Origin of the sequence: Pseudoalteromonas sp. APC 3893 (assembly GCF_030408095.1) — a bacterium.
GTDB lineage: Bacteria > Pseudomonadota > Gammaproteobacteria > Enterobacterales > Alteromonadaceae > Pseudoalteromonas.
The window spans coordinates 1-909 of the sequence record NZ_JASDCD010000078.1 but is presented as its reverse complement, the minus strand read 5'-3'; the positions used below and the strand labels follow the sequence as shown (position 1 = coordinate 909).

The following is a 909-nucleotide window of genomic DNA, read 5'->3' as shown; positions in this document are numbered from 1 at the left end:
GTCTGTTTAGGGCTGTTAAGTTTAGCTAAAACGTATTCAAAAGAACGGCTTGAGCAAGCATGTTATCGCGCAATCGTAATGAATACGACCACACTCAAATCAATAAAGCAAATGCTGAAAAAGGGGTTGGATCAACAACCGTTACCCACACAGCAAACTGAGCCAGAAAAGCCAATTACACATAGCAACATACGTGGCACAGATTATTACCATTAAGGAATGAAAACATGATAGACACCATTAACCAGCAACTTCAACTACTCAAGTTATCGGGTATAAAACACGCATTAAAGCAGCAGCTTGAGCAGCCTAATCTATACCAAGAGCAAAGCTTTATAGAGCGCATAAGTTTACTGCTCACCCATGAAATTGACACGCGTGAGCAAAGGAAAATCGACCGACTCGTGCGACATGCAAAATTCCGCTTACCAGCTCAGTTAAACCAACTGATTTACTCACCGACACGTAATATAGAAAAAGCACAGATACGTAATCTAAGCCAAAATAGCTGGCTGAACTTACACCAAAATATCTTAATCACCGGCGCAACAGGGTGTGGAAAAACCTACCTCGCATGTGCCTTAGGGCATGAGCACTGCCTAAAAGGAAAAAGTGTTTACTATATTCGATTAAAAGAACTACTTGAAAGCCTATTTCTAGCTCAAGCAGATGGGAGTTACCGAAAATTACTGGCGAAGCTAATAAAGTATGATCTACTGATTTTAGACGACTGGGGGCTTGAACCACTGAGTGCGCAGCAACGAGGTGATTTACTCGAATTAATCGATGCGCGGTACGGGTATAAATCACACATAATAATAAGCCAGCTCCCGCAGGAAAACTGGCATGAGATGATAGGAGAATCAACTCATGCTGACGCCATTTTAGATAGGCTAATTCATGGTTCGA

Annotated in this window: 2 protein-coding genes; both read left to right on the top strand. The window is 41.8% G+C overall.

All coding sequences use genetic code 11. From position 1 onward, the window contains the following. On the top strand, positions 1 to 216 hold a 216-nt coding region (locus QMA12_RS22065), incomplete at its 5' end, for a BTB/POZ domain-containing protein (RefSeq protein WP_356948044.1). An 11-nt stretch (positions 217 to 227) separates the two neighbouring features. Then, on the top strand, positions 228 to 909 hold a 682-nt coding region (gene istB / locus QMA12_RS22060; RefSeq protein WP_290211512.1), incomplete at its 3' end, for an IS21-like element helper ATPase IstB.